Source organism: Novosphingobium sp. BL-S-20, from assembly GCF_055521635.1.
Genome location: NZ_CM145494.1, coordinates 2,965,349 through 2,990,262, shown reverse-complemented (window position 1 = coordinate 2,990,262; position 24,914 = coordinate 2,965,349). Strand labels below are relative to the sequence as shown.

20 protein-coding genes and 1 tRNA gene are annotated in these 24,914 nt (G+C 66.0%); 8 read left to right on the top strand and 13 right to left on the bottom strand.

Going from position 1 to position 24,914, the window contains the following annotated elements:
• Positions 1-2: 2 nt before the first annotated feature.
• The 7 genes from recQ to ACZ1II_RS21735 form a co-directional block, all read right to left on the bottom strand.
• A complete protein-coding gene (gene recQ, locus ACZ1II_RS21765; RefSeq protein WP_465145643.1) occupies positions 3-1,796 on the bottom strand; it encodes a DNA helicase RecQ in 1,794 nt (597 codons plus the stop codon).
• Between the two features lie 81 nt (positions 1,797-1,877).
• Positions 1,878-3,062, bottom strand: a complete 1,185-nt coding sequence (locus ACZ1II_RS21760; RefSeq protein WP_465145642.1) for a cation:proton antiporter — start codon at positions 3,060-3,062, stop codon at positions 1,878-1,880.
• Positions 3,063-3,426: 364 nt separating this feature from the next.
• Positions 3,427-6,129 (bottom strand): methionine synthase, encoded by a 2,703-nt coding sequence (gene metH, locus ACZ1II_RS21755; RefSeq protein WP_465145641.1) that lies wholly within the window; start codon positions 6,127-6,129, stop codon positions 3,427-3,429.
• A gap of 20 nt (positions 6,130-6,149) precedes the next feature.
• Positions 6,150-6,695: an N-acetyltransferase family protein gene (locus ACZ1II_RS21750; protein WP_465145640.1), complete on the bottom strand. Its 546-nt coding sequence runs from the start codon at positions 6,693-6,695 to the stop codon at positions 6,150-6,152.
• Between the two features lie 4 nt (positions 6,696-6,699).
• Positions 6,700-7,746, bottom strand: a complete 1,047-nt coding sequence (locus tag ACZ1II_RS21745; RefSeq protein WP_465145639.1) for a homocysteine S-methyltransferase family protein — start codon at positions 7,744-7,746, stop codon at positions 6,700-6,702.
• Positions 7,747-7,844: 98 nt separating this feature from the next.
• On the bottom strand, positions 7,845-8,747 hold the full coding sequence (gene metF / locus ACZ1II_RS21740; RefSeq protein WP_465145638.1) for a methylenetetrahydrofolate reductase [NAD(P)H]: 903 nt from the start codon (positions 8,745-8,747) through the stop codon (positions 7,845-7,847).
• Positions 8,744-9,745, bottom strand: a complete 1,002-nt coding sequence (locus tag ACZ1II_RS21735; RefSeq protein ID WP_465145637.1) for an ArsR/SmtB family transcription factor — start codon at positions 9,743-9,745, stop codon at positions 8,744-8,746. The genes metF and ACZ1II_RS21735 overlap by 4 nt, the downstream gene beginning before the upstream one ends.
• A gap of 168 nt (positions 9,746-9,913) precedes the next feature.
• Here ACZ1II_RS21735 and ACZ1II_RS21730 point away from each other — a divergent pair, with 168 nt between their 5' ends.
• Positions 9,914-10,087 carry a hypothetical protein gene (locus tag ACZ1II_RS21730; protein ID WP_021232409.1) on the top strand — a complete coding sequence of 58 codons (174 nt, stop codon included), beginning with the start codon at positions 9,914-9,916 and terminating at the stop codon, positions 10,085-10,087.
• Positions 10,088-10,296: 209 nt separating this feature from the next.
• On the opposite strand, the gene ACZ1II_RS21725 is transcribed toward ACZ1II_RS21730, so the two are convergent.
• On the bottom strand, positions 10,297-10,521 hold the full coding sequence (locus ACZ1II_RS21725; protein WP_465145636.1) for a hypothetical protein: 225 nt from the start codon (positions 10,519-10,521) through the stop codon (positions 10,297-10,299).
• 258 nt (positions 10,522-10,779) lie between these two features.
• On the opposite strand from ACZ1II_RS21725, the gene ACZ1II_RS21720 reads away from it, so the two are divergent.
• From ACZ1II_RS21720 to gltX, 3 genes are all read left to right on the top strand, one after another.
• Positions 10,780-10,855: transfer RNA gene (locus ACZ1II_RS21720), tRNA-Ala, on the top strand.
• A gap of 118 nt (positions 10,856-10,973) precedes the next feature.
• Positions 10,974-12,143: a benzoate/H(+) symporter BenE family transporter gene (locus tag ACZ1II_RS21715; RefSeq protein ID WP_465147361.1), complete on the top strand. Its 1,170-nt coding sequence runs from the start codon at positions 10,974-10,976 to the stop codon at positions 12,141-12,143.
• A gap of 32 nt (positions 12,144-12,175) precedes the next feature.
• Complete coding sequence (gene gltX, locus ACZ1II_RS21710) at positions 12,176-13,510, top strand: glutamate--tRNA ligase (RefSeq protein ID WP_465145635.1); 1,335 nt, start codon at positions 12,176-12,178, stop codon at positions 13,508-13,510.
• A 200-nt stretch (positions 13,511-13,710) separates the two neighbouring features.
• Here the strand turns inward: gltX and ACZ1II_RS21705 are convergent, their stop codons facing one another.
• The 3 genes from ACZ1II_RS21705 to ACZ1II_RS21695 all read right to left on the bottom strand — a co-directional run bounded on the left by ACZ1II_RS21705 (position 13,711) and on the right by ACZ1II_RS21695 (position 18,495).
• Entirely contained in the window at positions 13,711-14,493 is a 783-nt protein-coding gene (locus ACZ1II_RS21705) for a 3-hydroxybutyrate dehydrogenase (protein ID WP_465145634.1), read from the bottom strand.
• The gene (locus tag ACZ1II_RS21700) at positions 14,490-15,662 is read right to left on the bottom strand and encodes a patatin-like phospholipase family protein (RefSeq protein ID WP_465145633.1); all 1,173 of its coding nucleotides are present in this window, start codon (positions 15,660-15,662) and stop codon (positions 14,490-14,492) included. Before ACZ1II_RS21700 ends, ACZ1II_RS21705 begins: the two co-directional genes overlap by 4 nt.
• Positions 15,663-15,744: 82 nt before the next feature.
• Positions 15,745-18,495, bottom strand: coding sequence for a [protein-PII] uridylyltransferase (locus ACZ1II_RS21695; protein ID WP_465145632.1), 2,751 nt, complete (start codon positions 18,493-18,495; stop codon positions 15,745-15,747).
• A 188-nt stretch (positions 18,496-18,683) separates the two neighbouring features.
• On the opposite strand from ACZ1II_RS21695, the gene lgt reads away from it, so the two are divergent.
• Genes lgt through ACZ1II_RS21680 form a run of 3 tightly spaced genes read left to right on the top strand, consistent with a single transcriptional unit; the run spans position 18,684 to position 21,193 of the window.
• A complete protein-coding gene (lgt, locus tag ACZ1II_RS21690; RefSeq protein WP_465145631.1) occupies positions 18,684-19,583 on the top strand; it encodes a prolipoprotein diacylglyceryl transferase in 900 nt (299 codons plus the stop codon).
• Positions 19,584-19,587: 4 nt separating this feature from the next.
• The gene (locus tag ACZ1II_RS21685; protein ID WP_465145630.1) at positions 19,588-20,637 is read left to right on the top strand and encodes a class I SAM-dependent methyltransferase; all 1,050 of its coding nucleotides are present in this window, start codon (positions 19,588-19,590) and stop codon (positions 20,635-20,637) included.
• Between the two features lie 19 nt (positions 20,638-20,656).
• Entirely contained in the window at positions 20,657-21,193 is a 537-nt protein-coding gene (locus ACZ1II_RS21680; protein ID WP_465145629.1) for a DUF2306 domain-containing protein, read from the top strand.
• Here ACZ1II_RS21680 and ACZ1II_RS21675 read toward each other — a convergent pair whose 3' ends face one another.
• On the bottom strand, positions 21,194-22,954 hold the full coding sequence (locus ACZ1II_RS21675; protein WP_465145628.1) for a bifunctional metallophosphatase/5'-nucleotidase: 1,761 nt from the start codon (positions 22,952-22,954) through the stop codon (positions 21,194-21,196).
• Positions 22,955-23,202: 248 nt separating this feature from the next.
• On the opposite strand from ACZ1II_RS21675, the gene ACZ1II_RS21670 reads away from it, so the two are divergent.
• Positions 23,203-24,456 carry a hypothetical protein gene (locus tag ACZ1II_RS21670; RefSeq protein WP_465145627.1) on the top strand — a complete coding sequence of 418 codons (1,254 nt, stop codon included), beginning with the start codon at positions 23,203-23,205 and terminating at the stop codon, positions 24,454-24,456.
• A 54-nt stretch (positions 24,457-24,510) separates the two neighbouring features.
• Here the strand turns inward: ACZ1II_RS21670 and ACZ1II_RS21665 are convergent, their stop codons facing one another.
• On the bottom strand, positions 24,511-24,912 hold the full coding sequence (locus ACZ1II_RS21665; protein ID WP_465145626.1) for a metallopeptidase family protein: 402 nt from the start codon (positions 24,910-24,912) through the stop codon (positions 24,511-24,513).
• Positions 24,913-24,914: the final 2 nt, after the last annotated feature.

Genomic DNA, 24,914 nt, shown 5'->3' with positions numbered 1-24,914 from the left:
GCTCAGTGCTGCCGCAGGACGTTCAGGAACGCCTCGCCGTAAGCTTCGAGCTTGCGGGTTCCGACGCCGCCGATCTCGCCCAGTTCCGCCAGCGAGGAGGGGCGGGCGGCGGCCATTTCGCGCAAGGTGGCGTCGTGGAACACGACATAGGGCGGCACGCCGGCTTCCTGCGCCAGGTCGCGGCGAAGCGCGCGCAGGGCGTCGAACAGCGGATCGCCGATAGGATTGGCGCCGCCGTCCGCCGCGCCGCGTCCGCCACGGCGCTTCTTCTCCCGCTTGGGCGGCACGACGATCATCACCGCAGCCTCGCCCTTGAGAATCTCGCGCGCGTCGCCGCCGAGCGACAGGCCGCCGTGTTCGGTCGGCAAGAGGCTGCCGCGGGCCTGGAGCGCGCGCGCGAGGGGCTTCAGCAGCGGTTGTTCGTCAGCCGTCAGGATGCCGAAGACCGAAAGCTGGTCGTGCCCGCGCTGGAGCACGCGGTCGTCGCTGGTGCCGGTCAGGACTTTTTCGAGATGGCCGAGGCCGTAGCTCTGGCCGGTGCGATAGACGGTGGAAAGCAGTTTGCGCGCCAGTTCGGTGACGTCGATCACGCCTGCCGGTTCGAGGCAGTTGTCGCAATTGCCGCAGGAAGATGCGGGCGTTTCGCCGAAGTGGCGCAGCAGCACGGCGCGGCGGCATTCGGCGGTCTCGACCAGACCGGCCAGCGAATCGAGGCGCTGGCGCTCGCTCTGCAGGCGGTGCGGTTCGATCTCGGAAAGGCGCTGGCGGGCGCGGGCGAAATCGTCGGCGCCCCAGAACATCACCGCTACCGAAGGATCGCCGTCGCGCCCGGCGCGGCCGGTTTCCTGGTAATAGGCCTCGATCGACTTGGGGATACCGGCATGGGCGACGAAGCGCACGTCGGGCTTGTCGATGCCCATGCCGAAGGCGACCGTGGCTACCATCACCATGTCTTCCGAGGCGACGAAGGCCGCCTGGTTGCGCGCGCGCACTTCAGGGTCGAGACCGGCGTGATAGGGCAGCACCCGCCGTCCGGTGGCCGAAGCGAGCGTTTCCGCCAGTTGCTCGACGCGGGCGCGGGTGGGGGCGTAGACGATGCCGGGGCCGGGGTTCTCGTCCATCACCGCCTTCAATTGCCGCATGGCATTGTCGCGCGGGCGGATGGCGTAGCGGATGTTCGGGCGGTCGAACCCGGCGACGATCAGCCCTTCCTCGGGAATGCCGAGCTGGGCAAGGATATCGCTGCGGGTGTGGTGGTCCGCCGTCGCGGTGAGGGCGAGGCGCGGGACTTCGGGGAAAGCGTCGAGCAGCGGCTTCAGCAGCCGGTAGTCGGGCCGGAAGTCATGTCCCCATTCGGAGACGCAGTGCGCCTCGTCGATGGCGAAGAGGGCGACGCGGGACTGTTCGAGCAGCTCGCGGAAATGCGGCTGGCTGGCGCGTTCGGGGGCGATGTAGAGCAAGTCCAGCTCGCCCGCGCGGAAGCGGTCCATGGTCTGGCCGCGGTCGGCATCGGCGCTGGTGAGGGTGGCGGCGCGGATGCCGTTGGCGGTGGCCGAGCGCAGCTGGTCGTGCATCAGCGCGATCAGCGGGGAGACGACCACGCAGGTCCCCTCCAGCATGACCGCCGGAAGCTGGTAGGTCAGCGACTTGCCCGCGCCGGTCGGCATGATCGCCAGGGTCGAGCGGCCCGAGAGAGCGCGGGTGACGACCTGTTCCTGCACGCCGCGAAAGGCGTTGAATCCGAACGTGGCGTGGAGCGCTTCGTGGGCGTCAGGCAGGAGATCGGCGGAGAGCACGGCGCGCTTATGGCAGAACCGGGACAGGTCTGGAAACCGCCGGAGCGACGATTTCCTCCGTTTCGGTTTAATCGCGCGGCATCAGCCCTCACCAAGTCGCGCGAGGCGGGGCTTGACGATCGGCACGGTCAGCATCGTGCTCATCACCGCCATCAGCAGCAGCGCCGTGAACGTTTCAGGCGTGACGATCTTCTTGTCGAGCAGGACGTTGACGAAGATGATCATGATCAGCGCCTTGGTCTGGAGCATCCAGCCGATCACGGAGGCCTCGCCCTTCTTCCAGCCAAGCAGCTTTCCGGCGAGGTGAATGCCCGCCAGCTTGCCGGAGACGGAGGCGATCAGGAACAGGATCGCGGCGCCGAATACCATGGCCCCGCCCATTCCCCAGTTCGTGCGCAGGCCGGTGCTGAGGAAGAACACCGGCATTACCGTGAGCAGCAGGAATTCGCGGAACAGGTCGAGCTTCTCGCGGCTGAACCAGCGGGCGTCGAGCACTACTCCGGCAAGGAAGGCGCCGACCATGAAGTGCAGGCCCGACCAGTCCGCCGCGAAGCCGACGAGTGCCAGCCAGATCAGCGCTACATACCAGCGGTCCTGCTCGCCGAGGCGCTTGAACAGGGCGCGGATCGCGAAGGAGGCCACGGCAAAGGCCGCGAGGAACAGGCCCTGCCGGCCGACGCGCTCCCAATCGACGAGGATCAGCGCCAGCACGCCCCAGATCGCGATATCGTCGAGGCTGGCATAGCGCAGCAGGCGCTGGCCGAGCGGCTCGCGAAAAATGCCGAGCTTTTCCATCAGCAGGACCAGGATCGGCAGGGCGGTGACCGCGCAGGCCATGCCGACGCCGAGCACGGCCTGCGGATAGCTGCCTTCCGGGCCGATCCAGCCGGGGGTGCGCAGCAGCAGGGCGGCGGCCACGGCGCCGAATGCCAGCGGCGTCAACAAGGCGCAGGCGGCGGTCAGCGTGGTTTCGGCGCGGTGCTTCCAGGCGTCCGAGAGATCGAGTTCGACCCCGGCAACGAAGACGAACATCATCACCGCCCACCAGGCGACGCCGTTCAGAGCAGTCATGACTTGCGGATTGAAGACGAAGGCGTGGAACTGCGGCGCGGCATGGCCGAGCACGCCGGGGCCGAGCAGGATGCCGCCGATGATCTGCACGACCACCAGCGGCGCCCAGTGCTCGGTGCGCAGCAGTCGCCAGACGAGATAAGGCGCCGCGAGGATGATCGTCAGCGCAATCAGGTAGATTTCGGTCGTCCCCATTGGGTGCCCCATTCCCATTCATTTTTTCGTTGGGGGCAGGGATGCCTTGCCCCGTGGCGTTGGGCAATCGGGGGCGAAAGGTTTTTCCGGGAGTTTTCCGGATTGTAATCGGGTGGGGTGTTGGGGCGACGGATCACATCCGGAACCAACCCGTGTAGTCACCCGCCTGGGCAACCATCCTGCGCAGGCCCCCACGCAACGACCCCGTCATCCCCGCGAAGGCGGGGATCCCGCTTTTCTTGCGGCATGCGAAAGGTCGCAGAAGTAAGCGGGGCCCCCGCCTTTGCGGGGGCGACGAGGAATGAGGAGGGCGTAGTTTCGGCCGATTCGCGTCGGTTGTCATCGACTCAGCCGTTTCTCACGATCAGTCGAGGTTGGGGCGCAGCCAGCGTTCGGCTTCGACGAGGTCCACGTCGCGGCGCTCGGCGTAGTCTTCGAGCTGGTCCCGGCCGATGCGGGCGACGCCGAAGTACTGGCTTTCCGGATGGCCGAAGTAGAAGCCCGAGACGGCCGCCGTGGGCAGCATGGCCTGGCTTTCGGTCAGGGTGATCCCGGCATTGTCCGAGGCCTTGAGCAGGTCGAACAGGATCGGCTTCAGCGAATGGTCCGGGCAGGCCGGATAGCCGGGGGCCGGGCGGATGCCGCGATATTCCTCGCGGATCAGTGCCTGGTTGGTGAACTGCTCGTCCGGTGCATAGCCCCACAGCTTTGTGCGGACATGCTGGTGCAGGCGCTCGGCGAAGGCTTCGGCGAAACGGTCGGCCAGGGCTTTAAGCAGGATGTCCGAATAGTCGTCATGCGCGGCCTGGAAGCGTTCGAGGTGCGGCTCGATGCCGTGGATGCCGACCGCGAAGCCGCCGAGCCAGTCGCCCGCCGGATCGATGAAGTCGGACAGGCAGAAGTTGGCCCGTCCCTTTCCATTTGGGCCACGGCTCTTCTTCACCTGCTGGCGCAGGAACGGCAGTTGGACGAAGTCCGGACCTTCGTGGACGCCTTGACGGATGGCGTCGTAGACGACCTGCGGGTCCATCGCGCCGGTGCCCAGGATCACGTCATCGCCCTTGGTCGCGGCGGGCCAGAAGGCGCAGACGCCCCTGGCCGTCAGCCACTTTTCCTCGACGATCTTCGCGAGCATCGCCTGGGCATCGGCGAAGAGGTTGCGGGCGCTTTCGCCCACCACTTCGTCGTCGAGAATCGCCGGGTAGTTGCCCGCGAGTTCCCAGGCGCGGAAGAACGGCGTCCAGTCGAATGTCTCGACCAGTTCCTCAAGGTCCCAGTCCGCGAAGACATGGAGGCCGGGTTCCAGTGGGGCACCGGGCTTCTGCGCGAAGTCAGGCGTGAAGGCATTGGCGCGGGCATCGGCGATGCCGAGCAGTTCGCTCTGGCCCTTGCCTTCGCGGGCCACGCGGACTTTCTCGTACTCATCGGCCACCGAGTTGACGAAGGGCACCGATTGCGTGTCCGAAAGCAATTGCGAGGCGACGCCGACCGCGCGGCTGGCGTCGAGCACATGGACCACCGGGCCTTTGTAGGCCGGATCGATGCGCAGGGCAGTGTGGACCTTGGAGGTGGTGGCGCCGCCGATCAGCAGCGGGATGTCCATCCCGGCGCGCTGCATTTCCTCCGCCACCGTCACCATCTCGTCGAGCGAGGGGGTGATGAGGCCCGAGAGGCCGATGATGTCGGCCTCGTTCTCGTTGGCGGATTCGAGGATCTTGCTCCACGGCACCATGACGCCGAGATCGATCACCTCGTAGCCGTTGCACTGGAGCACGACGCCGACGATGTTCTTGCCGATGTCATGGACGTCACCCTTGACGGTGGCCATGATGATGCGGCCCTTCGCCTTGGTCTTGGCGTCCTTTTCCGCCTCGATGAAGGGAATGAGGTGGGCCACGGCCTTCTTCATCACGCGGGCCGATTTCACGACCTGGGGCAGGAACATCTTGCCCGATCCGAACAGGTCGCCGACGACGTTCATGCCGCCCATCAGCGGGCCTTCGATCACTTCGATCGGACGGCCGCCGCGTGCCGCGATCTCGGCGCGGGCTTCCTCGGTATCATCGACGACATAGGCGTCGATGCCGCGCACAAGGGCATGTTCGATGCGCTTCACCACGTCCCAGCCGCGCCATTCCTCGGCGGCCTTTTCGGCGACCTTGTCCTTGCCCTTGTAGCTTTCGGCAAGGTCGATCAGGCGTTCGGTGGAAGTCTTGCCGTCCTCGCCCACGCCGGGGCGGCGCATCATGATGACGTCTTCGCAGGCCTCGCGGAGCGCCGGGTCGATCTGGTCGTAGACGTCGAGCTGGCCGGCGTTGACGATCGCCATGTCCAGCCCGGCGGGGATCGCGTGGTAGAGGAACACCGAGTGCATCGCCCGGCGCACCGTCTCGTTGCCGCGGAACGAGAAAGAGAGGTTGGAAAGGCCGCCCGAGAAGTGGACGTGCGGGCAGGCCTTGCGGATTTCCACCACGGCCTCGATGAAGTCCAGCCCGTAGCGGTCGTGCTCCTCGATGCCGGTGGCGACCGCGAAGACGTTGGGGTCGAAGATGATGTCCTCGGGCGGGAAGCCGATGCCGGTCAGCAACTGATAGGCGCGCGAGCAGATCTCGATCTTGCGTTCGCGGGTGTCGGCCTGGCCGGTCTCGTCGAAGGCCATGACCACCACGGCGGCGCCGTAGTCCATGCACTTGCGCGCCTGGGCGAGGAACGGCTCCACGCCTTCCTTCATCGAGATCGAATTGACGATCGGCTTGCCCGACACGCACTTGAGGCCCGCCTCGATCACCTCCCACTTGGACGAGTCGATCATCACCGGCACGCGGGCGATATCCGGCTCGGCGGCGATCAGCTTGAGGTAGGTGGTCATGGCCTCGACCGCGTCGAGCAGGCCTTCGTCCATGTTGACGTCGATCACCTGCGCGCCGTTCTCCACCTGCTGGCGGGCGACTTCGATGGCGGCGGGATAGTCGCCCGCCATGACGAGCTTCTTGAACTTCGCCGAGCCGGTGACGTTGGTGCGCTCGCCGATATTGACGAAACGGGCGCCGGAATGAATCGAGGTCATGGTCTGTCGTTCTCGTTGGGTCAGTTCGCAGGCAATGTGTTCGCCAACTTCAGGGCGAGCACATAGTCGTCATAGGTCTTGCCGCCGACGTCGAAAGTCCGGGTGCCGATCGTCTCGAAGCCGTGCTTGGCATAGAAGGCGAGGGCGCGGTGGTTGTCGTTCTTCACGCCCAGCAGCAGCCGCTTCCAGCCCGCGGCCATGGCGGCGTCGCGCACGGTCCGCATCATCGTGCCCGCGATCATCGAGCCCTGGAAGCGCGAGAGCAGGTAGATGCGCTTAAGCTCCAGATCGCCTTCCCGCGCGAGTTCCAGTTCGGGGTCGCAGATCAGCGCATAGCCGACCGGCGCGTGCCCCGGCTCGACTTGCGCCAGCCAGGCCTTCGCGCCCTTGGCGAGGTACTTGCGGTAGTTTTCCGCAGAGTGCTGCTTCAGGCAATGAGCGACGATCCCGCCGCCGTCGACCAGCCCCGCAAAACTTTCGAGGAAGGTCGCAGAGGCCACGAGCGAGAGCGCGTCGGCATCGTCGGCCGTAGCGGGACGGATGCGCCAGATGGGGAACTCGGTCATCGCGTCAGCCGACCATCGTGAAGGGTTCGAGACCGGCAAGGCGGGTGACGGGTTCGAGCCGGGGCAGATGGCGCGGCGGCAGGCCCGCGACTTTCTGCGCCATGGCGGCGATGTGGTCGGGGGTCGAGCCGCAGCAGCCGCCCAGCACGTTGACCTGCCCCGCGACCGCCCATTCGCCGACGAAGCCCGCCGTGGTCTCCGGCATTTCGTCATAGGCGCCCAGTTCGTTGGGAAGGCCCGCGTTCGGGTAGATCATGATGAGCGTGTCGGCGAGTTCGGACAGCGTCTTCACATGGGGGCGCAGCTGGGTGGCGCCGAACGAGCAGTTCAGCCCGATAGTCACCGGCCTGGCGTGACGCACCGCGTGCCAGAACGCCTCGACCGTGTGGCCCGAGAGATTGCGGCCCGACAGGTCGGTCAGCGTCATCGACATCATGATCGGCACTTCACGGCCCAGCTCGGCTTCGAGGTGGCGCACGGCCATGATCCCGGCCTTGGCGTTGAGCGTGTCGAACACCGTCTCGATCAGGATGAAGTCGGCGCCGCCTTCGACGAGGGCGGCAGCCTGTTCCTTGTAGACATCGACCAGTTCGTCCCAGTCGATCTCGCGGTAGCCGGGATCGTTGACGTCGGGGCTGAGCGAGAGCGTCTTGTTGGTCGGTCCGATCGCGCCCGCCACGAAGCGCGGGCGTCCGTCTTTCGCCTGATATTCGTCGGCCAGACGGCGGGCCAGCTTCGCCGATTCGACGTTGATCTCGCGCACGAGGTGCTCGGCGCCGTAGTCGGCCTGGCTGATGCGGTTGGCCGAGAACGTGTTGGTCTCGGCAATGTCGGCCCCGGCCTCGAAATAGGCGCGGTGGATCGATTCGGGCACTTCGGGCTTGGTCAGCGCGAGGATGTCGTTGTTGCCCTTCTGGTCGTGGGAGAGGCCGAGGTTGCCCGCATAGTCCTCTTCGCTGAGCTTCCAGCGCTGGATTTCGGTGCCGAAAGCGCCATCCGTGATGAGGATGCGCTTGGCCGCTTCGGCGAGGAACTGTTCTCTGGCACTCATTGTCGTAATCCCCGATCAGCCCAGAGGAGGGCTAAAGGTCATTTTGGCTGACCGTTCGCGCGCGCCTTGCTGCACGAACGGTCGTTACACAAGTCCGCTCAGGCTTTCGGCTTCGGGCGCAGGCCCAGAAGCTGGCAGATCGCATAGGCCTGTTCGGCGCGGTTGAGCGTGTAGAAGTGGAAATCGCGCACGCCGCCCTCGTAGAGACGGCGGCAGAGATCGGCGGCGGCGACGGCAGCGACCAGCGCGCGCGGGCCGGGGCGCTCGTCGAGGCCCTCGAACATCGTCTCCAGCCAGCCCGGAATCTCGGTATTGCCCGACATGCGGCGGATCGCGGCGAAGCTCGTCACCGGCATGATGCCGGGCAGGATCGGCGCGGTGATTCCTGCGGCCAGCACTTTGTCGAGGAAGCGGAAATAGGCTTCGGTCGAGAAGAAGAACTGCGTGATCGCGCGGTTTGCACCGGCGTCGAGCTTGCGCTTCAGGTTGTCGAGGTCGGCATCGGCGCTGAACGCCTCGGGATGGACTTCGGGATAGGCGGCCACCGAGATGTCGAAATCATGGCGCGCCTTCAGCCCGGCCACGAGGTCGGCGGCGCCGGTATAGCCTTCCGGATGAGGGGTGAACACGCCGCCGCTGCTCGGCGGCGGATCGCCGCGCAGGGCGACGATATGGCGCACGCCCGCTTCCCAGTACTGGTCGGCGATCTCGGCGATCTCGCCCTTGCTGGCGCCGACGCAGGTGAGGTGGGCGGCGGGCACCAGATCGGTCTCGCGCACCAGCCGGGACACGGTGGAGTGGGTGCGTTCGCGAGTCGAGCCGCCCGCGCCGTAAGTCACCGAGACGAAGCTGGGCGCCAGCGGGGCAAGCTGGGTGATCGCATCCCAGAGCTGTTCCTCCATCTTCTCCGTCTTGGGCGGGAAGAATTCGAAGGAGACGGAAATGTCGCCCGGCAGGTCCTCGAAGCGCGGGGCGGAGACCGGTCGTTCGGCAAAAGTCATGGGAGCTGGATCTTTCTGTCTTGAATCTCGGTGGCCGGAATCTCGGAGACGGGCAGGCGGCGGCCCGTCCAGATCTTCACGGTAAGCGGGTCGCCGGGCAGCGAGACGGAAGGCTCGGAGGCGAATCCGGCTTCCGTCAGCAGCGATTCCATCTGCTCGTCGGCAAAGCCGAGGCGGGCGTGGGCATGGCGTTCGCGCAAGTCCTCGCGGTCGTGCGCGGCGAGATCGACTACGGCGATGCGCCCGCCCTCACGGGTGACGCGCGCGGCCTCGCCCAGCACCACGCCGGGGTCCTGCGCATAGTGCAGCACCTGATGGAACAACACGGTATCGAAGCTGGCAGGCATGAAGGGCAGGGCGGTGAAGTCGCCCTGAAGCAGCGCGACTTTGTCCGCGGGCAAAGATTGCAAGCGGGCGCGCGCGATCCGCAACATGTCCGGGCTCTTGTCGAGCGCGGTGACATGCCCGGCCTTGGCGGCGAGCAATTCGGCCATACGGCCGGTACCGGTGCCGACATCGAGCAGCGCGCCCAGCTTCTGGCGGCCGAACGAGGCCAGCAGGGCCGATTCGACCGGACCGTCGGCGCCGTGAAGTTGGCGCAGCGTGTCCCACTCCGCGGCATGGCTGGCGAAATAGGCTTGAGCGCTCGCTTCCCGCGCCTCGCGAATCGCGGCGAGCTGGCGGCGATCCTCGGTGCAGCGGGCGGAAAAAGCGGGGTCGTCGCGCTCGGCCACGGTCAGGAGTTGCGCGGCGGCGGCGCCCATCGGCGGCTCGCTTTTTTCCTTCACCGCGGTGCGCAGGAAGACCCAGCTGCCTTCCTTGCGGCGCTGCGCAAGGCCCGCGTCGCACAGGATCTTCACATGTCGGGAGACTCGCGGCTGGCTCTGTCCGAGCACCTGGGCAAGCTCTCCGACCGCCAGTTCCATATGTGCGAGCAGACGCATGATGCGCAGCCGCGTCGGCTCGGAAAGAGCCCTCAGGAGGGGGTCGATTTGCATGGGTTGGCATATAAAGATATCTTTATATGTAAGCAAGCCCTAGGATTTCCGGGGGTTTACGACCCCTTACTTCCCATTTGCGTTGGCCCAATGTCTCGTCTAAAGAATGGCACCGCAGGCTTGCCTGCAAGCGTTGGCCTATGCGCCAAACAATGCAAGGGGATTCGCATGAAGAAGATTGCTTTTGCCGCGTTCGCGTCGGCTGCCGCTCTGTCGCTCGCTGCTTGCGGTGGCGAAAAGCCCACCGAAGCTGCTACCGAGTCGGTTGAGACCCTGCCCGAGGAAACTCTGGCTGCTACCACCGAAGCGGCTACCGAAGAAGCCACCGCGGCTGCCGAGTAATCGGTTCGGGGGCTGCGCACCGATCCGTTCGGTTTGCCGGCCCCCAGATGCTTTTCGCCCTTTCGGGGGAATCACGGAAAGTCCGTCCGAGACGGAAAAAGCCCTCCCCTCCGGGAGGGTTTTTTATTGCCCGAATTCCGCGTTCGGCGTTTTTTGGGGCCAGTGCTTCGGGAGCCTGCCGGGCAAGCCCCCTAGGCGGGATCACGGGTTCAGGGGCACTTGGTGAACTGGCCCTTCTTCGGGCCGGAGGTGAAGCGGCATTTGCCGTCCTTGCCCTTGACGGTCATCGTCGTGACCTTGGTGGTGGTCTTCTTGGTCGTCACGGTCTTGCAGGGGATGAACTTGCCCTTGGAGTCGCGGCAGGGTGCCGCCATTGAGGGGGTTGCTGCCAGAAGTCCGGCGACTGCGGCGGCGGCCATCAACTTGCGAATCATGATCGCTCTCCCTTGTTGCACCTTCGCACTTTGCCTCTTTTTTCCTGACTGCGCCGGACGAGATGTCGCTGCGATGAACCTGACAAAGTGCCGGTTCCGGGCGGCTCGATATCCACGCAAGTGCAGTATCCCGATAAACTTTCGAATGACGTGAATGTTTCTCTTGTCAGATCGAAAAAGGCGATCTAGAGGGCTGCCTCCCACGCCGCAGTGCGCGGGACCGGATCGCCCGCCCAGGTGCGATCCGCTGAAATGGACGGGGCCTTAGCTCAGCTGGGAGAGCGCCTGCATGGCATGCAGGAGGTCAGCGGTTCGATCCCGCTAGGCTCCACCATTTCCACCGCCATCGTTACAAGATCGGCCGATTTCAAAACCTTCATACTTCCTACAGGCGACGGCCTTGTCGTTGCGGGCATCTTTCCTTCGGCGGAAAACCTGCCCATAGCGTGACCATGCTTACCCGCCTTCCGCCGCTCGCTTCCTGGACTTCCGCGCTGATCGCCGCCTTGATCGGGTTCGGCGGAACCGTCGCTCTCGTCGTCCAGGCCATGCAGGCGCTCGGGGCTGAGGCTGGGCAGATCGGCTCGGCGGTGACCGCGCTTTGCCTCGGCATCGCCGTGGCGGGGGGAATTCTCTCGCTGTGGATGCGCATGCCGGTCGTGCTGGCCTGGTCGACGCCCGGCGCGGCGCTGCTTGCGGCCAGCAACGGCGCAGTAAGCTGGCCGGTGGCGGTCGGCGCTTTCGTCGCGGCGGCGGCACTCATGTGCCTGCTGGGGCTGGTGCCTGCGCTCGGGCGATTGGCTGCAAGAATCCCCGCTTCGGTCGCCTCTGCCATGCTGGCGGGCGTACTGCTGCCGTTCTGCCTGCAACTGTTCCGCACCTTGCAGACCGACGCGCTGCTGGTGGTGGTCCTGCTGCTGGTCTTCGTGATCGCCCGGCAACGCTTCCCGCTCTATGCGTTGCTGCTGGTGCTCGCCTCCGGCGTGGCGGTGGTGCTGATTCGCGGAGACGTGGCCGGATTCGCGCCACGCTCGCTGCTCGGCGGACTGAAGCCGGTGACGCCTGCCTTCGACCTCAAGGCCGTGGCCAGCATCGGCGTGCCGCTGTTCCTCGTGACGCTGGTCTCGCAGAACCTGCCGGGCCTCGTCGTGCTGCGGACCGCCGGATACGAGCCGAAGCCGCAACCCCTGCTGCTGGGCACCGGCCTCGCGACGATGCTGCTCGCCCCGTTCGGTGCGCACGGGGTAAATCTCGCGGCGATCACGGCGGCGATCTGCACGAGTTCGGACGCCCATCCCGATCAGGGGCGCCGCTGGACGGTCGGCCTGATCTACGCCGCCTTCTACCTCGCGCTGGCGTTGTTCTCCGCGCCGCTGGTGCAGTTCTTCCTGACGATGCCCAAATCCGCCATCGCCGCCTTCACCGGCATCGCCCTGATCGCCCCGCTCTCGGGCGCGGTGGAGAATATGCTCGTCGAAAAGACCGAGCGCGACGCCGCGATCCTGACGTTTGCCGCAACCGCCTCGGGCGTTTCGCTGCTGGGCATCGGCTCGGCCTTCTGGGGTCTGCTGGCGGGCTTCGCGGCACTGGCGGCCAAGGCGGTTTTCGCGCGCCGAAATTGACCTCATGCCCCGTGCGCCGTAACGCGCGGGGCATGACCGTAACGCGCTTCGCTCCTTCGCCCACCGGGCACCTCCACGTCGGCAATATCCGCACGGCGCTGCACAACTGGCTGCTCGCCAAACAGGCGGGCGGCACGTTCCTGCTGCGCATCGACGACACCGACGCGGCGCGCTCGAAGGAGGAATATGTCGAGGGCATCCATGCCGACCTCGCCTGGCTGGGCATCGAATGGAGCGGCGAGGAGCGCCAGTCGGCCCGCTTCGCGCTCTACGAACGCGAATTCGAGCGGCTGAAGGCGGCGGGCCGCGTCTATCCCTGCTGGGAAACGCCGCAGGAACTGGAACTGAAGCGCAAGGTCCTGCTGGGACGCGGCCTCCCGCCGATCTACGACCGGGGCGCGCTCAAGCTGACCGAAGAGGAAAAGGCCGCGAAGATCGCTGCCGGGGACTTGCCGCACTGGCGCTTCCTGCTCGACCACGAAGAGCCGATCGCCTGGGAAGACGGCATTCGCGGCCCGCAGAAGTTCGACGCCGCGCAGATGAGCGACCCGGTGATTCGCCGCGCCGACGGCTCGTGGCTCTACATGCTGCCCTCCGCCATCGACGACGTGGACATGGGCGTAACCCAGATCCTGCGCGGCGAGGACCACGTTTCCAACACCGCCGCGCAGGTCCAGATGTTCACCGCACTCGGCGCGCCGGTCCCCGCCTTCGCCCACGAGGCGCTGCTGGTCGGCTCCGAGGGCAAGCTCTCCAAGCGCCTCGGCTCGCTCGGCGTTGCGCATTTCCGCGAGATCGGCATCGAGCCGCAGGCCGTCGTCGCGCTGCTCGGCCGCCTCGGCACCAGCGATCCGGTCGATCCCTCGCTGGACGCCGAGGCACTGGCGGCGGCCTTCGACCTCACCCGCTTCGGCCGCGCGCCCGCGCGATTCGACGAGGCGGAACTGGAGCGCGTGAACGCCGCCGTCGTCCATGCCCTGCCATTCGCGGCAGTCGCTGACCGTCTGCCCGAGGAAATGGACGAAGGCGCGTGGGAAACGATTCGCCCCAACCTTTCGCACGTCCACGAGGCGCACGACTGGTGGCGGGTGGTGATCGGCCCGATCGAGGCTCCGGTCCAGGCCGACGAGGACCGGGCCTATCTGGCGCAGGCGGTCGGGGTTCTGGCGAGCCTCGAATGGAGCGCGGGCGTGTGGAAGGCGCTGACCGGCGCGCTCAAGGACGCGACGGGGCGCAAGGGCAAAGGGCTGTTCCTGCCGCTGCGTCTGGCGCTGACCGGGATGGAGCACGGGCCGGATATGGGTGCTTTGTTGCCGCTGATCGGGCGGGATGAGGCTCTGGCGCGGTTGAGGGTCGTGGCAGGATAAGAACAGAGAAGACCGGGGGATGATCCCCCGGACCCTCGAAATGTCTACCTCGCGCACCACCTATCCGTCGGGCGCTCCTTGCGGCGCAGCCAATATGTCTTCCGACGCAGCCATGGGCGCACTACGCTGTTGGTCCGCGCGACCTAGACGGTAATGGGGGTGCAGGGGGTGTTGACCCCCTGCTTTTATCCCTTCCGTTCTTACTCCATGAACCACCCATGGCTCGCCACCAGCGACTGCCCGGTCAGCGCATTGGTCTCGAACCCGGCGAAGAACAGCGCCACTTCGGCGATATCGTCCACAGTGGTGAATTCGCCGTCCACGGTCTGGCCCAGCATCACGCGGCTCACCACTTCCTCTTCGGAAATGCCGAGTTCCTTGGCCTGTTCGGGGATCTGCTTGTCCACCAGCGGGGTGCGCACGAAGCCGGGGCAGATCACGTTGGAGCGCACGCCTTTCTTGCCGCCTTCCTTGGCGATCACGCGGGAGAGGCCGAGCAGCCCGTGCTTGGCGGTGACGTAGGCGCTCTTGAGCGGGCTGGCTTCCTTCGAGTGGACCGAGCCCATGAAGATGATCGAGCCGGATTTCTGCGCATACATGTGCGGCAGCACGGCCTTGGAGGTGAGGAAGGCGCCGTCGAGGTGGATCGCCAGCATCTTCTTCCAGTCGGCATAGGCGAAATTCTCGACCGGGTTGACGATCTGGATACCGGCGTTGGAGACGAGCACGTCGACCGTGCCCCAGGCTTCGACCACCTGCGCGACGCCTGCGTTCACCTGGTCCTCACTGGTCACGTCCATGGCGACGGCGAGGGCCTCGGTGCCGTACTTGGCCTTGATGTCGTCGGCGGCCTTCTGCGCGGCTTCGAGATTGAGGTCGGCGATGGCCACCTTGCCCCCGGCGGAGGCGTATTTATGGGCGATGGCGTTGCCGATGCCGCTGGCGGCGCCGGTGACGATGCAGGCCTTGTCCTTCAGTTTCATTCACCTACTCCTCGTTGTCCGGACCTCTTCGCGCGCGTGCCCGCGAGGTCGAACGTCATGATTTCGTCGGGCTTGAGGCTCCGTCCGGTCCAGCGGCCGTCGCGCAGCGAGAAGTGCGCATCCGCTTTGCCTGCCGTCCAGTGCTCGGTCACGGTCATGCGCGAGAACTCGTAGTCCTTCGACATGGTCTCGTAGCCGCGCGGACGGTTGATGAGGTGCATCACCGCCACCGCGCCTGCCGGGCGGCAGCCGAGCAACTGGTGCAGGTCGGGATCGTCCCGCAGTTCGGGTGGCAGCTTGTGGGAGAGCCGCTGGGCGGCGGCGCGCATGTCCTGGAGGCGCTTGGACAAGTCGGTGTTGAGGCGCGTGCGGCTGGAGAAGCGGATGTCCTTTTCCCGCTGGGCGATGTCGGCCATGGTCTTGGGCACGGCCCCGCGCGAGGGGAACAGGTCCACCTGGAACACCGTCATCTCGCAAGGGCTGCGGTTGTCGAGCACGTATTGCAGCGGGGTGTTGGAGACGAGGCCGCCGTCCCAGTACCACTCGCCGTCGATCTCGACCGGCGGGAAACCGGGGGGCAGGGCGCCACTGGCCATGATGTGTTCGGGGCCGATTTTGCGTTCGCTTCGGTTGTCGAAGTAGACGAAGTTGCCGGTCATCATGTTGACAGCGCCGACCGAAAAGCGGGTTTCGCCCCGGTTGATACGGTCGAAATCGACGAGGTTCAGCAGGGTCTGGCGCAGCGGCGCGGTGTCGTAGAAGCTCAGGCGGCCGAGTTCGTCCGGCCATTCGGGCAGCGGCACCGGCAGGCGCGGGGTGAAGAAGCCGGGCACGCCGAAAGTCGCGGCAAGGGCGGCGGAGGTCTCGTTGAAGGCGCGGCGGGCGAAGCCGTTTCCGGCGTCGAGCCGGTAGAGCAGCTCATGGCTTACTCCGTCCCAGAAGGCGCGCAGTTTGCCGACGCGTTCCTCGGGGGCATTGCCGGCGATGATCGCGGCATTGATCGCGCCGATCGAGATGCCGGCAACCCAGTCCGGCGCGTGGCCTTCGGCGGAGAGCGCTTCGTAGACCCCGGCCTGGTAGGCGCCGAGCGCGCCTCCGCCCTGGAGCACCAGCACCGACTGCGGTGCGTTCGAAAGCGGGGACGAAACGGCGGCGCTATCGGCATTCATGGGCAGGGTCCTGCGCATGGTGGATGTTGCGATGCAACAAGTGGGACCATGCGCGGTTCCTTGCAAGCCCTTAAAATGCTTCCTACGCGGCCACTTCGGTCAGGCTTCCCTCGCTGGCGGCTTCCAGCAGTCGGCGTTCCAGCGCCTTGATCCGGCTGGAAGAGGTCAGCTTCTCGCCCAGCAGGTCGGTGACATAGAAGGTATCCGCCGCCCGCTCGCCATACGTTGCGATATGGGCGGAGTGGACCATGAGTTTCGATTCGAACAGCGCATGGGCCAGCCGGTTGAGCAGGGCCGGGCGGTCGCGGGCATTGACTTCGACGACGGTGAGGCGGTTCGAGGCCTTGTTGTCCACCAGCACGCGGGGGCGCACCTCGAAGGCATCGGCGCGGGGGCGGGCATCGGGGCGGGCGACGAGCTGGGGCAGGATCTGGATGCGGTTGGCCAGCGCGTTCTCGATCGAGGAGCGCAGGCGTGCAAGCTGGGTTTCCTCCATGAAGGGCCGCCCGAGCGGGTCCTGCACCAGGAAGTTGTCCACCGCGCGGCCGGTGCGGCTCGTGTGGATGCGCGCGTCGATGATGTTGCCGCCCGCGAGATGGATGCCGCCGGCGATGCGGTAGAACAGCCCGGGGTGGTCCGAGGCGATGACGGTGACGAGCGTGGCGCCGCGCGCCGGATAGTACTCGGTCGCGATCGAGAGCGGTTCGTCCTGCGAAGCGTGGAACTGCGCGAGATTCTTGGCGATCACGTCTTCCTGCTCGGCGATCCAGTAGGAATCGGCGAACTGCGCTGCCAGTTCCTCGACGAGCGCGGCGTTCTCCTCGGCGCTGCCGGCAACGATGGCCTTCTTCGCGGCGACGCGCTTCTCGCGCCCGAATTCGACATGGCCGAGGCGCAGACGTTCCTCGGCGGCGCCGTAGAGTTCGCCGATGAGCTGGCGCTTCCACGAATTCCAGGTGCCGGGGCCGACCGCGCGGATATCGACGATGGTCAGCAGCGTCAGCTGGCGCAGGCGGTCCACCGATTGCACGAGTTCGACGAAATCGGTGATCGTCTTGGCATCCGACAGGTCGCGCTTGAAGGCGGTGGCGGAAAGAATGAGGTGGTGCAGGACCAGCCAGGAGACGAGTTCCGTCTCCTCTTCGTCCAGCCCGAAGCGCGGGCAGAGTTTCAGCGCGATCTCGGCACCGAGTTCGGAATGGTCGCCGCCGCGACCCTTGGCGATGTCGTGGAGCAGCACGGCGGCATAGAGCGCCCGGCGCGAGCGGACCTTGTGGACGATCTCGTGGCTGAGCGGATGGTCCTGCTTCAGCTCGCCCTTTTCGATGCGCGAGATCAGGCCGATGGCGCGGATCGTGTGCTCGTCCACCGTGTAGTGGTGGTACATGTCGAACTGCATCTGCGCGTTGACGCGGCCGAACTCGGTGACGAAGCGCCCGAACACGCCTGCCTCGTTGAACGAGCGCAGCGCCGTTTCCGGGTTGTTGCGGCTGGTGAGCAGCTCCATGAACAGCTCGTTGGCGCGCGGGTCGCGGCGCACGTCCTCGCGGATGAGGGCGGCATCGCGCGAGACGAGGCGCATGGTCTCGGGGTGGATTTCCAGCCCCTCGCGGTCGGCGATCACGAAGATCTCGATCAGGCGCACCGGATCGGCCTCGAACCAGGTCTCGCCCGGCGCCATGATGCGGCCGCCGAACACCTTGTAGCCCTTGACCGAGCGCGGACGGGCGCGGAAGCCCGCCAGCAGCCCGCGCGGCTGGCGCTTGGCGAACTGGTCGTCGAGCTGGGCGAGGAACACGCCGGTGAGGGTGCCGACCATCTTCGCCTGAAGGAAGAACATCTGCATGAACCGCTCGACCGCGCTTTTTCCGGGGCGGTCGGAATAGTTCATCCGCGCTGCGACTTCGCGCTGGAGGTCGAAGGTCAGGCGGTCTTCGGCGCGGCGCGTGATCGTGTGGAGGTGGCAGCGCACTGCCCAGAAGAAGTTCTCGGCCCGGCGGAAGGCGCGGTATTCCTTGTGGGTGAGCAGGCCCACGTCCACCAGTTCGCTGGGATCGCGCACTTTGTGGATATATTTGCCGATCCAGTAGAGCGTGTGGAGGTCGCGCAGGCCGCCCTTGCCTTCCTTCACATTGGGTTCGACCACGTAGCGGCTGTCGCCCATGCGCTTGTGGCGTTCCTCGCGCTCGGCCAGCTTCTCGACCACGAACTGGCGCTCGGTCCCGGCGACGACGTCCTTCCAGAAGCGCGCGCGAACTTCCTCGTAGAGGTCCTGGTCGCCCCAGACGTAGCGGCCTTCGAGCATGGCGGTGCGGATGGTGAGGTCCGAGCGGCTCATGCGCACCATGTCGTCCACCGAGCGGCTGGAATGGCCGATCTTGAGGCCGAGGTCCCAGAGGAAATAGAGCATCGCCTCGATCACCTGCTCGCACCAGGCGGTCTGCTTGATCGGGGTGAGGAAGGCGAGATCGACGTCGGAATGGGGCGCCATCTCGCCGCGCCCGTAGCCACCGACGGCGACGATCGAGAGGCGCTCGCCCTTCGAACGGTTCATCGCCGGATAGACGTGGGTGGCGACGTGATCGTGGATGATCCGCAGCAGCTGGTCGACCAGATAGGCCTGCGCTTCCGCCACTTCGTGCCCGGCGGAAGGTTTTTCCACGAGGCGGCGGGCGATCTCGGCCCGGCCCTGTTCCAGCGCCTCGCGCAGGAGTTCGACCACCCGCTTGCGGCCCTTGGCGGCGCCGGTTTCGGCGACGACGGCTTCGATGGTCTCGACCAGCGCGCGGCGGTCGATCACGGAACGGGGCGAAGGGATGCGGATCACGCTCATGTCGAGCGATATCTAGACATTCAACGGCTTGAGGGGAACAGCATCCGGGCGCCGGGCGAGCGATTTTGGCGGCCCGCCGAAAAATCCGGCCTACCATCGCCTCTCGCGCTATGCCAGAAGGCGGCCAGCATACCACTGTCGAGGCCGTCCGGCCCGGCGACCTTACGAGATTTTACGAGGTTCTGCCCTTGTCCCTGACAGCACTTGCCGCAGCCGCCGCCGCAGAGGCGCACCAGCCGATCTACTGGGTCAACCTCGGCCTCAAGAACTACCTGTTCCGGATCGGCAGCTTCGAACTGCGCTGGTACTCGCTGGCCTATCTGGCGGGCATCATGCTCGGCTACTGGCACTTGTCGCGCATGATCAAGTCGCCCGGCGCGCCGCTGGCGCAGCGCCATGCCGACGACCTGTTCTTCTATTGCACGATCGGCATCATCCTGGGCGGACGCCTCGGCTATGCGACGTTCTACACCGGCGGCGACACCGGCATTCCCAGCCTCTGGAGCGATCCAAGCGCGCTGGTTTCGCTCTGGCACGGCGGCATGAGCTTCCACGGGGGCCTGATCGGCGTGCTCCTGGCGATGATCTGGGTTTCCTGGCGCGGGAACCTCGATTTCCTGCGGGTGGCGGACTACGTTTCGGTCTGCGTGCCCTTCGGCATGCTGTTCGGCCGCCTCGCCAACTTCGTGAACGGCGAGCTGTGGGGCCGGGTCGTCACCGATCCGAACCTGCCCTGGGCCATGGTCTTCCCCGATGCCGGGCCGCTGCCGCGCCACCCGAGCCAGCTCTACGAAGCGGGTCTTGAGGGCCTGCTGATGATCGTCGTGATGCTCAGCCTGTTCTGGAAGACGCGCGCGCGGTTCCGTCCCGGCCTGCTGGTCGGCGTCTTCACCACCGGCATTGCCTGCGCGCGTTTCACCGTGGAGTTCTTCCGCGAACCGGACGCCCAGCTTCAGGACTTCGCCGCCCGCACCGGCCTGTCGATGGGCCAGTGGCTGACGATCCCGCTGATCCTGCTCGGCCTGGTGCTGATCGCCCGCGCGCTCACCAAGCCGGCGCTGGCCACCGTCCGCCCGATCGCCGCTTAGTCCGATGTCTCAAGCCGAACCGCTCTCGGCCGTGTTCCAGCGGCTGATAGCCAATTACGGGCCAATCTCGCTGCTGCATTACATGGGCGAATCGAACGCCCGCTACTATGCCGACAAGGACCCCTTCGGCGCGGGCGGCGACTTCATCACCGCCCCCGAGATCAGCCAGATGTTCGGCGAACTCGTCGGGCTGTGGCTGGCCGATATCTGGGTGCGGGCGGGTAGCCCGCAGCCAGTCCACTACGTCGAGATGGGGCCGGGGCGCGGCACTCTGGCGCGCGATGCGCTGCGTTCGATGAAGCGGGTGGGGCTGGAGCCGCATGTGCACTTCGTGGAAGGCTCGCAGGCGCTGCGGGCGCTCCAGGCCGAGGCCGTGCCGCAGGCGCAGTGGCACCACGATCTCGGGAGCGTGCCCACCGATGCGCCTCTGCTGGTGGCCGGCAACGAATTCCTCGATGCGCTGCCGGTGCGCCAGCTGGTGAAGACCGCCAAGGGCTGGCGCGAGCGCATGGTGGACTGGGCGGAGGACCGCTTCCGTCCCGTCGCCGGGGACAAGCCGATGGACGCCGCCGTGCCCGATGCGCTGAAGGATGCGCCGGAAAGCACGCTGCTGGAAACCTGCCCGGGCGCCGCCGCCGTCATGCACGAGCTGGCCGCAAGGCTCGCGGCGCAGGGCGGCGCGGCGCTGCTGATCGACTATGGCTATGCCGCGCCGCAGACCGGCTCCACCTTGCAGGCGCTACGCGCACATACCAAGGTCGATCCCTTCGCGATGCCGGGCGAGGCGGACCTTACCTGCCTCGTCGATTTCGCGATCCTCGCCGAGATCGCGGCAGGTGAAGGCGCGACATGGCAGGGTACGGTGACGCAGGGCGCGTTCCTGCGCGCGCTGGGCATCGAGATGCGCGCCGCCCATCTCGCCGCTGCTGCGCCGCATCACGCAGATACTATCCAGCGGGCGAAAGATCGGCTTATCAAGGACGATCAGATGGGAACCCTGTTCAAGGTCATGGGCGTGACCGGGCCGCAATGGCCGCAAGGTGCGGGGTTCTGACGAGATAACAGGGGGCAGAATGAGCGAAGCAGCAGTAGCGCCGTCGGGGGCGACGGCAGTGCGGGGTGTTACTGCGCAGGACTTGCGCGGGCCGGACAGGCTGGAACGGGCGCTCGGCTTTCTGGCCGTGGTGATGCTGGCTTTCATCTTCGCCGCGCTGATCCGCGGGATGAACGAATGGGCGCGCGTGCCCATGGTTATCTGGCTCCATCTCCTGACGATCCTGACCGCACTGGTGCTGACGCCGGTGCTGCTCTGGCGCCGCCGCGGCGATACCCGGCACCGGGTCTACGGCTATGTCTGGAGCGGCGCGATGATGCTGACCGCGCTGGACAGCCTGTTCATCCACATGGCGGGGCCGGGACGGTTCAGCCTCATCCATGTCCTCTCGCTGTTCACGCTGGTCATGGTGCCGGTGCTGGTGCTGGCGGCGCGGCGGCACAATGCCGCCCGCCACCGCCGCACCGTGCGCGGCCTCATCATCGGCGCCCTGCTGATCGCGGGCTTCTTTACCTTTCCCTTCAACCGCCTGCTCGGCCACTGGCTGTTCGGCTGATTAGCGCGTTTCCGGAGTCCGGTCTTCTTCCGGCAGCTGGCGCATCGGCACCGCCGAGAGCCAGTCTTCCATGGCGTCGAGGTCGATGGCGCCATGGACGCGGTCGGTGCCCTGAATGAAACCGCTGAAGCCGTCGCCGCCTTCGGCCAGGAAGTTCACCACGCTGACGCGGTAGGTCCGGGCCGGGGCGAGCGGCTTGCCGTCCAGCGTCAGCGAGGTGATCCGCGAACCCGAGGGGCGGCGCATGTCGAAGGCAATGCGCACGCCTTGGCTCGGCGCAAGAATCTGCTTGTCGCCGTTGTCGTCCAGCCCCTGTTCCAGCGTCGCGCGGAGCTGAGCGCCGGTCAGCGACAGGGTGACGATCTCGTTGTTGAACGGCTCGACCGCGTAGATCTGGCCGAAGGTAACGGTGCCGTCCGCCGCCGGGATCAGCGAGGTGCGGATGCCATAGGGATTGACGAAGGCGATTTCGGCCCCGGCCTTGCGGCTGGCGGCGAGCTGCGAATCCGCGATCAGGTTGCCGAGTTCGCCGCCCTTGCCGACGCCCTTTTCCTCGACCTTCCCCGCCGGGCCGGAGAGCTTGCCCACCGGCCGCGCGACGAGGTGCAGCGAGGCGTCCTTGTAGCGCTGGATATAGGCGGCGACGTCCGCGCGCGGCTGGAACTGCGGGAAGGCAGGCTGGTTCGGCACTTCGCCCTTGGCCGACTTGTAGGCGGGCGACTGGACGATCAGGTTACTGGCCTGCTTGCCCAGCAGCTTGTGCGTCGCGGGATCGAACTTCAGGGTGATGTCCGTGACGAGCTTGCCGTAGACGCCCGCGCTCGTCAGCAGGATCGGGCCTGCCTGCGGGTTTTCGGTATAGTTGCAGACATAGGCCCAGTGGGTGTGGCCCGAGACCACCACGTCGACGCCGGGGTTCAGCCGGGCGAGGATCGGCTGGATATCGCCGACCGCCTGATCGCAGCCGTTGGGATCGGCGGCGCCGTTGGTGCGCAGGCCCTGGTGGATCAGCACGACGACGGCATCGGCGCCTGCGGCTTTCAGTTGCGGCACTGCGCGGTTGATCGTCTCCGCCTCGTCCGCGAACTTCAGGCCCGCGACCCGGTCCGGCGCGACGAGGGTGGGCACGCTGCTCAGCGAGAGGCCGACGAAGCCGATCGTGATCCGGTCCTTGCCGGTGCCGAAAGTCTTGAGGCCGGTGCCGGGGAACAGCGGCGTGCCGTCGGCCAGCGTGGTGCTGGCGGCGAGATACTTGTAGTCGGCGCCCTTGAACGGTTCGAGCTGGCAGGGCTGCCCGCGCGTGTTCTTCTCGCAGCCGCCGTTCTGGAGACGGCGCAGTTCCTGCCAGCCCCGGTCGAACTCGTGGTTGCCCACCGCGTTGAATTCCACGCCGACGCGGTTCATCACGCCCACCGAAGGCTCGTCGAGATAGAGCGAGGAAGCGAGCTGAGAGGCGCTGGTCAGGTCGCCTGCCGCCACGACGACGTTGTTGGCATGCCGCGCCTTCAGCGAGTCGACCGCCGAGGCGAGCCATGCCCCGCCGCCCGCCGGAACCGCCACTTCGCCGCCGTGCCCGTCCGGCGTCTCGACCGACTGGCTCGGCGGTTCGAGCGCGCCGTGGAAGTCGTTGATCGCGATTACGCCGATTTCGATGGGCGCGCTTGCCTGACGGGAAGTCGGCGTCGTCGCGCAGCCTGCGAGGAGGGCGGCCATCAGCGAGGTGGAAAGCAGCGGCATACCGCGCTGGATAGGGAGCGTCATGGCGCTTGTCCTATCGGATCATTGCGCGGGGCGGCAACGATTTTTCCAGTCCCGGAAATCTCGTCGTCCTGCGATGCTCGACGCGTTTTGAAGCGATGGCGGAAGCATTGGCATGGAATGCCTAATCTAGACTTTATGAACAATTGTTCAGGGTGATTTCATAATTTTAATTAATGTGCCGCATGAGGAGTTGCTCCAATTTCGAAGATTCTTCGCATTTAAAGTAAAATATACGATAAATGTAATGAGTGCGTGTGCTTGACAGTAAGCATGCCATCAATGACATTTCATCTATGCCGAATCCGCTTTTGCTATTTCTGGCGCAGGCCGTCAGTCCGTTGTCGCCCTCCCACAGCGATATCATCGTTGTTGGGAAACATGCAGAACAAGAGCTGGCCGAGTGTCTTAAACGCGATTGTCCCCCTGCCGAGGACATGGAAGCTTCGCTCGATGCCGCCGTGGAGCAGTTTACCGACAGCCGTTATGCCGAAGCGAGAGAGACGCTTCAGAAATCGATCCAGCGCAACCGCAACCATGCCGCAAATCTGCCCGGCCCCGTGTCCGAGCTTTACGCAACCCTGTCCACGGTTGCCGAGCATGAGGGCGACAACAAGCTCCAGTTGCTCTCTGCACGAAACAATGTCGAGATACTGCGCCGTTACCTTGGGGAATCCAACAGGGCTACCTTGCGTGAGGAGTTCGGCCTGGCCGATACGTTGCTGGGTCTCGGTGGCTCTTTGTCTGCAAGCGAAGCCTATCGCTCGATCGAAAGGCGCGCGATCGAGAGCGGGCAAAAGGATCTCGCCGCCGGTGCGATATTCCGGCGCGCATGGCTGGCCTTAATGAAGAAACATTTCGATGAGGCAGAGAGCCTGGCCGACGAGGCCATCGAAGTGGGCGGCACCGATAATCAGTCCCTGGTGGATCTGCGTGAGATCATGCTGATGCAGATTGCTGTCCGCAAAGACAATGAAGGCGGCAATGAAGGTGCGGTAGATGATCTGGCAGCCCGGCTGCGCCGACCGGCAAGCGAGCGACCGCAACTGCTCTACGCGCCGCCGATGCCGGATATCAATGTCGACAAGAAAAAATCCGACCTGGTGGAAGTTCGAGCACCCGGTATGAATGATACATCGATCCGCTTTGCGGACGTCGGCTATTGGATCCGGCCTGATGGCAGGACTGCCGAGGTGGAGGTCTTGCGCACGTCGGGTCTTGGCCAATGGGCGCCCGGTATCCTCAAGCAGGTGAAGGAGCGGCGTTACATCCCGTTCAACGACGAGCCGGGGGATCTGGGCCTGTACCGGATTGACCGTTTCACCGTACGCGGGACCAAAGGCGCTCCTTTGGGGAGCCGGATAGCGCGACGCACGGGCAGACTGCAGGTCCATGTCGTCGATCTGACCGAAACCGAGGCGATGCGTTCCGCCTATCACCGGCAAACAGGGAATGACGCTTCGGACAAGACCTCCGCGGTGCAGAAAGGCCGGATCGGGTCTTGAACGGACCGATCATGCGGAAGATGGTGAAGCCGCGCCTGCTTTGACGCTGCTTTCTCAGTCCGCGTCGTCCTCCAGTGCATGCATGTCGTCATCCGACAGACCGAAATGGTGGCCGACCTCGTGCACCACGACATGGGTGACGAGGTCCTCCAGCGTCACGTCCGTCTCGCACCATTCGGCGAGCAGGGGCTGGCGGTAGAGGGTGATGCGCGGGCGGAACTCGCCCGCCACCCAGACCGATTCCTCGTCTAGCGGGCGGCCGTGGTAGAGGCCGGTCAGTTCCCAGGCGTCCTCGAGGCCGACCGCATGCAGGGTCTCCGCGTCGGCGAATTCCTCGACGTGGACGGTCACGCCGACGAGGTGCTGCGCGAACGGTTCGGGAATGCGCGCGAAGGCGGCGTGGGCGAGGGCCTCGAACACGTCCGGGTCGGGGGCATTCCCGAAGCGCTGGCTCATGG

Excerpts from the sequence above, each read along its gene's own strand:
- ACZ1II_RS21715 (WP_465147361.1), top strand. The coding sequence starts at position 10,974 with ATGCTTACCCGCCTTCCGCCGCTCGCTTCCTGGACTTCCGCGCTGATC.
- ACZ1II_RS21665 (WP_465145626.1), bottom strand. The coding sequence starts at position 24,912 with ATGAGCCAGCGCTTCGGGAATGCCCCCGACCCGGACGTGTTCGAGGCC.
- ACZ1II_RS21695 (WP_465145632.1), bottom strand. The coding sequence starts at position 18,495 with ATGAGCGTGATCCGCATCCCTTCGCCCCGTTCCGTGATCGACCGCCGC.
- ACZ1II_RS21675 (WP_465145628.1), bottom strand. The coding sequence starts at position 22,954 with ATGACGCTCCCTATCCAGCGCGGTATGCCGCTGCTTTCCACCTCGCTG.
- ACZ1II_RS21725 (WP_465145636.1), bottom strand. The coding sequence starts at position 10,521 with ATGATTCGCAAGTTGATGGCCGCCGCCGCAGTCGCCGGACTTCTGGCA.
- ACZ1II_RS21745 (WP_465145639.1), bottom strand. The coding sequence starts at position 7,746 with ATGAGTGCCAGAGAACAGTTCCTCGCCGAAGCGGCCAAGCGCATCCTC.
- ACZ1II_RS21735 (WP_465145637.1), bottom strand. The coding sequence starts at position 9,745 with ATGCAAATCGACCCCCTCCTGAGGGCTCTTTCCGAGCCGACGCGGCTG.
- ACZ1II_RS21760 (WP_465145642.1), bottom strand. The coding sequence starts at position 3,062 with ATGGGGACGACCGAAATCTACCTGATTGCGCTGACGATCATCCTCGCG.
- metF (WP_465145638.1), bottom strand. The coding sequence starts at position 8,747 with ATGACTTTTGCCGAACGACCGGTCTCCGCCCCGCGCTTCGAGGACCTG.
- ACZ1II_RS21705 (WP_465145634.1), bottom strand. The coding sequence starts at position 14,493 with ATGAAACTGAAGGACAAGGCCTGCATCGTCACCGGCGCCGCCAGCGGC.
- ACZ1II_RS21750 (WP_465145640.1), bottom strand. The coding sequence starts at position 6,695 with ATGACCGAGTTCCCCATCTGGCGCATCCGTCCCGCTACGGCCGACGAT.
- ACZ1II_RS21700 (WP_465145633.1), bottom strand. The coding sequence starts at position 15,662 with ATGAATGCCGATAGCGCCGCCGTTTCGTCCCCGCTTTCGAACGCACCG.
- ACZ1II_RS21685 (WP_465145630.1), top strand. The coding sequence starts at position 19,588 with ATGTCTCAAGCCGAACCGCTCTCGGCCGTGTTCCAGCGGCTGATAGCC.
- metH (WP_465145641.1), bottom strand. The coding sequence starts at position 6,129 with ATGACCTCGATTCATTCCGGCGCCCGTTTCGTCAATATCGGCGAGCGC.
- ACZ1II_RS21730 (WP_021232409.1), top strand. The coding sequence starts at position 9,914 with ATGAAGAAGATTGCTTTTGCCGCGTTCGCGTCGGCTGCCGCTCTGTCG.
- gltX (WP_465145635.1), top strand. The coding sequence starts at position 12,176 with ATGACCGTAACGCGCTTCGCTCCTTCGCCCACCGGGCACCTCCACGTC.
- ACZ1II_RS21680 (WP_465145629.1), top strand. The coding sequence starts at position 20,657 with ATGAGCGAAGCAGCAGTAGCGCCGTCGGGGGCGACGGCAGTGCGGGGT.